This window comes from Haliscomenobacter sp., from assembly GCF_033763495.1.
Taxonomy (GTDB): Bacteria; Bacteroidota; Bacteroidia; order Chitinophagales; family Saprospiraceae; genus Haliscomenobacter.
In genome coordinates this window covers 1-7,111 of the sequence record NZ_JANRKL010000122.1, presented here as the reverse complement: position 1 = coordinate 7,111, position 7,111 = coordinate 1, and the positions used below count along the sequence as shown (strand labels likewise).

7 protein-coding genes are annotated in these 7,111 nt (G+C 46.8%); all 7 read left to right on the top strand.

Going from position 1 to position 7,111, the window contains the following annotated elements; all coding sequences use genetic code 11:
* Nucleotides 1–240: 240 nt before the first annotated feature.
* Nucleotides 241–1,866, top strand: coding sequence for an adenine deaminase (gene ade / locus SFV55_RS13030; RefSeq protein WP_320029946.1), 1,626 nt, complete (start codon nucleotides 241–243; stop codon nucleotides 1,864–1,866).
* A 39-nt stretch (nucleotides 1,867–1,905) separates the two neighbouring features.
* Nucleotides 1,906–2,574, top strand: a complete 669-nt coding sequence (locus tag SFV55_RS13025) for a hypothetical protein (protein ID WP_320029945.1) — start codon at nucleotides 1,906–1,908, stop codon at nucleotides 2,572–2,574.
* Nucleotides 2,575–2,717: 143 nt separating this feature from the next.
* On the top strand, nucleotides 2,718–3,149 hold the full coding sequence (locus SFV55_RS13020) for an OmpA family protein (protein ID WP_320029944.1): 432 nt from the start codon (nucleotides 2,718–2,720) through the stop codon (nucleotides 3,147–3,149).
* Nucleotides 3,150–3,253: 104 nt separating this feature from the next.
* Nucleotides 3,254–4,003, top strand: a complete 750-nt coding sequence (locus SFV55_RS13015) for a sulfite exporter TauE/SafE family protein (protein ID WP_320029943.1) — start codon at nucleotides 3,254–3,256, stop codon at nucleotides 4,001–4,003.
* 117 nt (nucleotides 4,004–4,120) lie between these two features.
* The gene (locus SFV55_RS13010; RefSeq protein WP_320029942.1) at nucleotides 4,121–4,690 is read left to right on the top strand and encodes a sigma-70 family RNA polymerase sigma factor; all 570 of its coding nucleotides are present in this window, start codon (nucleotides 4,121–4,123) and stop codon (nucleotides 4,688–4,690) included.
* Nucleotides 4,680–5,516, top strand: a complete 837-nt coding sequence (locus SFV55_RS13005; protein WP_320029941.1) for a hypothetical protein — start codon at nucleotides 4,680–4,682, stop codon at nucleotides 5,514–5,516. The genes SFV55_RS13010 and SFV55_RS13005 overlap by 11 nt, the downstream gene beginning before the upstream one ends.
* A 4-nt stretch (nucleotides 5,517–5,520) precedes the next feature.
* Nucleotides 5,521–6,924 (top strand): hypothetical protein, encoded by a 1,404-nt coding sequence (locus SFV55_RS13000; protein WP_320029940.1) that lies wholly within the window; start codon nucleotides 5,521–5,523, stop codon nucleotides 6,922–6,924.
* Nucleotides 6,925–7,111: the final 187 nt, after the last annotated feature.

Below are 7,111 nucleotides of genomic sequence, written 5' to 3'. Positions count from 1 at the left end.
TGCCGCCGCCGGACTTGTTCTACATCGAATCGGCGGAACAATTTGCGCAACAACCAGAACATAATCAGCCAATCGAGTGCCAACAAGCCCAGTGTTTGTAATGAGGCAATTGTTAATTGTGCACCACTGATTTGAAAACTCCCTAACTCAAGGATTATTTTGGACCAAAAGTTTTCCATATTTACGCTATTAAAAAATGCAGTATTGGCATTTTTAAAGTTCAAAGAACGATAAAAAAACATGATCATCCAAGGCCAGATTATTGATATTCACCAAAGAAGGATTTTTCCGGGGGAGCTGCAAATTTCTCAGGGTTTCATCAAACAGATTCGCCCCCTACAAAGTGCGCCACAGCTGTACATCTTGCCAGGACTGGTGGATGCCCATGTACACATCGAGAGCTCAATGCTGATTCCCTCCGAGTTTGCGCGCCTGGCCGTGGTGCAGGGAACCGTAGCAACTGTATCTGACCCACACGAAATTGCCAATGTGTTGGGCATTGCCGGAGTGGAGTACATGATTCAAAATGGAAAACAAACCCCCTTTAAGTTTTTCTTCGGCGCACCTTCCTGTGTACCAGCTACCACTTTTGAAACTGCTGGCGCAGTGATTGATGCAGAGGGGGTTAAAACTTTGTTGTCCAAACCCGAAATCAAATACCTGGCCGAAATGATGAATTACCCCGGAGTGCTTTTGGCGGATGAAGGGGTGATGGCCAAAATCGAAATTGCCCGACAATTGGGGAAACCCATTGATGGCCATGCGCCAGGCTTGCGGGGTAGCGATGCTCAGCGTTACTTTGCGGAGGGCATCAGCACTGATCATGAATGTTTTTCTTACGACGAAGCCCTGGAAAAACTAAAACTGGGGGTAAAAGTGCTGATCCGGGAAGGTAGTGCTGCCAAAAATTTTGCTGCTTTGATTGATTTATTGCCCCAGTTTCCAGCCCAAATCATGTTTTGTTCCGATGACAAACACCCCGATGATTTGGTTCAGGGCCATATCAATCAATTGGTGGCTCGCGCCTTGATGGGTGGTTGTGATTTGTACGATACCATCCGGGCAGCAACGATTAATCCGGCGGAGCATTACAAACTGGAAGTGGGTTTGTTGCGCGAGGGGGACCCAGCCGATCTGATTGTGGTGGAAGACCTGAGCTCATTTGAAGTACTCGAAACGTACATCAATGGACAAATGGTGGCTCGGCGGGGACAAAGCCTGTTGCAATCTGTAAAAGCAGAAGTGCCCAACCAGTTCAATACAGCGCTGAAAAAGCCCCAGGATTTTGCGGTCCCACTTGGCAAAGGCGGTAAAACCCGGGTCATTGAAGCCATCAATGGAGAAATCGTTACCAGGAGTTCTTTGGCCGATCTGCCCAGTATTGCAGGCCTGGTACTGAGCGATGTCAATCAGGACATTTTGAAAATCACGGTAGTCAATCGTCATGCCGATGCGACACCAGCAGTAGCTTTTATTAAAAATTTTGGGCTAAAAGAAGGAGCCATTGCTTCCTGTGTGGGGCACGACTCCCACAATATCATCGCCGTGGGAGTGGATGACGCTTCGATATGTAAAGCCGTGAACGCCATCATTCGTTCCAAAGGAGGCATTGCAGCCGTCAACCATCAGGAAGAAAAAGTGCTGCCGCTGCCTGTGGCGGGAATCATGACCAATGCTGATGCGTATCAAACTGCCAAACTGTACAGCGAAATTGACCGTTTTGTCAGAGAAAACCTGGGTTCCAGCTTGCATGCGCCCTTTATGACCTTGTCTTTTATGGCTTTGCTGGTGATTCCTGACCTCAAGCTCAGCGATTTGGGTTTGTTCAGCGGAAAAGATTTTGCTTTTGTGGAACTAAGCATTTAAGATATATCTTTGACCCGAAAATTTTCAATTGTAGCGGACATGCAAGTTTTTGCCAAAATCATTTCAGTCATTTTTCATCCACTATTGGTGTTGACCTACATGTTGGTGTTGTTTTTATTGGTCAATCCCTACATTTTTGGAGTACACAATATTGCAGAACCCTTTGGGATGCAGCTGATTCTGCGGGTGTTTTTGTCTTCTTTTTTCATTCCGATGGTTGCTGTGCTGATGTTGCGTTTTACTGGTTTGGTGCAATCCCTGGAAATGCCCGACCGGCAAGAACGCATCATCCCCTACATTGTCACCGGAATTTTTTACCTCTGGCTGTTCCGCAATTTATTGGACAATACCACTATTCCCCGCTTGTTTACCAGTTTTGCCCTGGGAACCACTATAGCCCTTTTTCTGGCATTTTTCATCAATCTTTTTTCCAAAATCAGCGCACATGCCGTGGGAATGGGGGGAATTATTGGGATGCTGGTATTGCTGATGAGTTATTTTCCTGATTACCATACAATTGCTATTTCCTTTCAAGACGGAAGCGTTCTGGAAATCAGTAGTACAGCGCTATTGCTTTTTGTGTTGATCCTGGCGGGCTTGGTGGGTACTTCGCGCCTGAGTTTAAAAGCCCATGAACCAATGGATTTGTACGGCGGGTATTTTATTGGCTTTGTGGGGCAGATGATTGCGTTGCGGTTTATAATGTAAGTGAAAGTGAAAATGCAATATGTTTACTAGGTGACGAAGTGACATTATGAACGGTAAAAGACAAAAGCTGAACCTCTTTTTCGCTATTCGCTATACGCTATTCGCTTATTTTCCGTATTTTAGTCAGCGAAAACCCGCTGACCATGAAAGGATTATTCTACGCATTTATCTTCCTGAGTTCTAGCACCTGGGCTTGGGGCCAACAACACCTCATCGGAGATGGAAAAGCGCCCTACCACATTTTTAGCATTTATTTTGGAGGTGGCTCCCATTATATTGACAAAGAGCAAATCGATGCCTTGAATAAGTTTCTAGACGAAATTCCGGATGTAGACAGCCACGACGTGAGTATTCATGGCCATACCGACAACATTGGCGGAGCGGAATACAACCAATGGCTTTCTCAAATGCGCTCGGACAATACCCTTAAAATACTATTGGACAAAGGACTGCGGAATGAAATGATTTCCATTCAGGACTTTGGTCAGTTTAACCCTCTGTTCGACAATTCAACGTGGGAGGGCAGGCGCAAAAACCGCAGGGTGGATGTGATTGTGTGGCCGCCAATACAGTAGTGCTTCGGCTACGCTCAGCGACCGGTCACTGAGCGTAGCCGAAGTGCCGGTCACTGAGCGTAGCCGAAGTGCAACTTCTCAACTACAATCCCTACCTTTGCCCCATGGAATTTTCAATTCAATCCCTCAGCCCGATTCAGTGGGCCATTTTGCTCCTGGCCGCCTTATTCATTGGGATGGCCAAAGGAGGAATTTCCAACCTGGGCATGTCCGTTGTCCCCTTAACTGCCTGGTATTTCGGCGGGAAATTTTCAACGGGCCTGATCTTGCCCATGCTCATCGTAGCCGATTTCACCGCTGTGCTGTATTACCGCAAAAATGCGGAGTGGAAATACTATTGGAAGTTATTGCCCTGGACCATTGTTGGCGTTGTTTTTGGCACCTGGCTGGGGCAAGTGGTGGATGATTTATTGTTCAAACGCATCATGGGGGTAATCTTTGCGGGTAGTGTTGCTTTTATGCTGTACCGGGACTACCGGGGTATCACGACTATTCCGCACCAATGGTGGTTTGCGGCGAGCATGGGGATTTTGGCGGGAGTGACTACCATGTTTGGCAATTTGGCCGGAGCCGCTACAACTGTATTTTTTTTGGCCATGCAATTGCCCAAACAAAGCTACCTGGGCACAGCAGCCTGGTTCTTTTTTTCGATCAACCTTTTCAAAACACCTTTTCAAATTTTCTTTTGGGGTACCATATCCTGGGATACGATTCAAATCAATCTGTTGTTGGTTCCGGTACTGCTTTTTGGAGTGGCCGCCGGAATTTGGCTGGTGCAGCGGTTTTCGGATCGCTTTTTTCGGCGGATGACGATCAGCTTGTGTATTGTGGCGATGGTACTTTTGTTTTTGTAAAAAATATTTCCCTAGTTCAAACTTTTCCCAACCCACCAACATCCTTAGGATATAACAGCCTTTATGGCCGAGCAATGCTCTATTCATAAAGGCTAACACAACTGAAAAGCCGATCCTTTGGAGCAACAAACGGAAATACTACTGCGCAAAGCCAGAGAGGGCGACCAACACTCGCTGAACCTGCTCTTTCGGGTCTGGTACCGCCGGGCCTACCAGATGGCCATGCGTTATGTGTCGGACGAACACATGGCCCGCGAAGCCGTGCAATACACCTTTATGTCGGTGTACCAGCACCTGGATCAGTTGCAACAAACTGAAAAATTCGTCAGTTGGCTGTACCGCACCGTGATCAATTGTTGCCACATGGAGGGACGCAAAAAGCAACGCTCGCGCCTGACCAGTTTTGATGTGCCCGAAGCTCGACAACCCCGCGCCCAAATGCCTGACCACGAGCTACAATTGGCCGAACGCAACCGCCTGCTGATGCAAGCTGTGGAACAATTGCCCGAGGAGCAACGCACCATCGTCATCCTTAAAGAACTGGATGGTTTGAAATTCAGAGAAATAGCTGACTTGTTGCAGATTTCCGAAAATACCGCCAAGTCACGCCTTTATGTGGGACTCAAAAACCTCAAACAAATTTTGACGCAACAGCGCCTGATCAAAGAGATGTACTATGAAGAATGAAGCTGAAATCATCAAACTGATTGATCTCCTGTATGGCGAAGGGGCTGCGGACGCAGCAGATGACAAAGCCTGGTTGCAGGAACATCCTGAATTGGCGCAGGAACTGGAAGACTTGCAAGAAGTGCGTGGCGCTTTGCAAAATATACCCGTACCCGATGCGCCCATGATGCCCTGGCTGATGCCAACTGCAGCAGCCCCGGCACCGCTGATCCGCAAATTGAGCTGGCCTTATTGGGCGGCAGCGTCCATTGCACTGGTGGTATTTGGCTTTTTATTGGCCAAAATTCAGGTGCGTTTTGATGAAGGAGAAATGACCCTTGCTTTTGGCAAAACCCCCAAGCCAGCCCAAATTCAGGTCGAACAGCCACAAACCAATGCCTTGACTGCGGCAGATACCCAGGCCATTCAGGAATTGGTAAGAGCCGAATTGGCTTCCCACTACACCCAATTGGAACAAACCATTGCCTCGGCCCAGGTCAATCTGCGCAAGGACAACGATATCCAACGCCTGAAACTGGTCAATCAGCTCCAAAGTGAGTTGAGTGCACTCAACAAACAACAGCAAGAGGAACTGACCGCACTGGTGGCAGCCACCCAAGCGGATAACCTGGGTAAAATGGTCACCGCCATGAACGATGCGCACAGCCAACAACAGGAAAAAATCAAATGGGTGCTGCAGCAGGGCTTCATCGATTGGAACATCAAACGGGAACAAGACCTGGATCGCATCAAGGACGAATTCAACAAAGTTTATGCTCAGGTGCACTATCAAAGGCAGGAGCAGGAGAAGTTTAACCGTGTAATCATTCAACAAACCAACAATTAAAGCCATGAAAACATACCTTTTATTGGGTTTTTTATTGGGCCTTAGCTTGAGCACTTTTGCTCAAAATCAAGCTTATGCACCCGCTTTAGCACGTTCTTTTGGTGGCCGAGATTTATATTCCACTAATGACAACGATCCTGAAGACAAGGACATCAGTATCATGACGGGGATATTGTCCAAACTGGTTCAGCAGGAGTTCAACAATGGGGATACCGCTATCAACATCGAAAGAGTGAGAGGTAGTTATATCCCCGGGAGCGGCATTCTATTTACGGTCACTCAACGTATGCCTTTTTACAGCCGACCCATGTTGCTGGGAGTCAATGGCCGTGCTGCCTTTCCGAATCGTTATGGATTGACCACTGCTGGGGGGCAAGCGACCGATGTGGTGGTACTTGAAGCGCCAAGAGCAACTGGCACGACTAGAGCTAAGCCCAGAGCGACGGAACAACCAGGGTCATCCTCCGGAGGGCAGCAACCTACCTATGCATTAGTAGTTCCTGATGCTACAACCATATATGGAGATTCTGTAACCCTTCAATACAATAAAGGCTTGCTTCAACAGTACACAACAAATGGATGGGTTGAATTCAATAGCACCAACAGAGGGAATAGTTCAAAAATACAAGACAGCGTTTTTGCCGCCAAAATTCCCCGGATGAAAAAGGTTCTGGAAAAATTTTTGGCAGAATACACCATTCTTCTGGGCAAATTGAAGCCGGAAGAAAAAATCTGGGTGACCTGGAGCATTAAGGAAGACTATTGGGGCATAGATCAGGGTAAAATGGCTTGTGAACTGAGCAGCCGAATTGTAAAACAGGACATGTTGGATTTGCGGGCAGGCAAATTGGATCAGGCTAAGTTTGCCGAAAAAATTCAATATTCCATCACCCGATGCGCTACTCAGCAACAAAGCAACCCTGAATTGGAAGTTTTTTCGGCGATTTTACAGCGACTTTATTCAGCTGAAGTTTCACAAAACCTGGTTCAATATGGTAGCCAAACTGCAGATGTAATTGGTGGATTTGGGTATGTGTTCAAGCTGAATTTGATGCCTGCAATTGGATTGAATGAAGTCCAGTTGGATCGGATTCCTGGCGTTTACCGGGTAAATCCACAAAAAAAGGAAATCAGCAAAGAAGAAGTTGACAACAAAGTGAAAGCCTTCAAAGCGGAGTTCCCCGGTCAACTGTTGGAATACGGTAGGATTATCAAAGGGCTGAAAGTTGGCGAAATTTTGAAGATTGATGTGTCCATTGGCAACAGTGTTGGGATATTATGGGATGCTTCAGCCGGCGGCATCAAACAGCTTTCCTACACGGTACCTCAATCGCTGATTCGTGATTATGACTCGGGTAAGTTGAAATTGGAGGACGCGGTGAAGTTGATCCAGGTGGAGGAGAAGTAGTGTTGTTTTATGTACATAACTTCTGTGGTGTATCTACAGTTTCTTGGGTTTCTTAGTTCTACTTTGTCAGATTAGAAATATAGTAAATTTATGGGGTTTAAATCAAAAAAAGATGACTGAAAAAAACTGGAATCCTACGTTAGTTGCTACGGTGGCTACTTTGTCCGAGGCAAACGTTCAGTCTTGG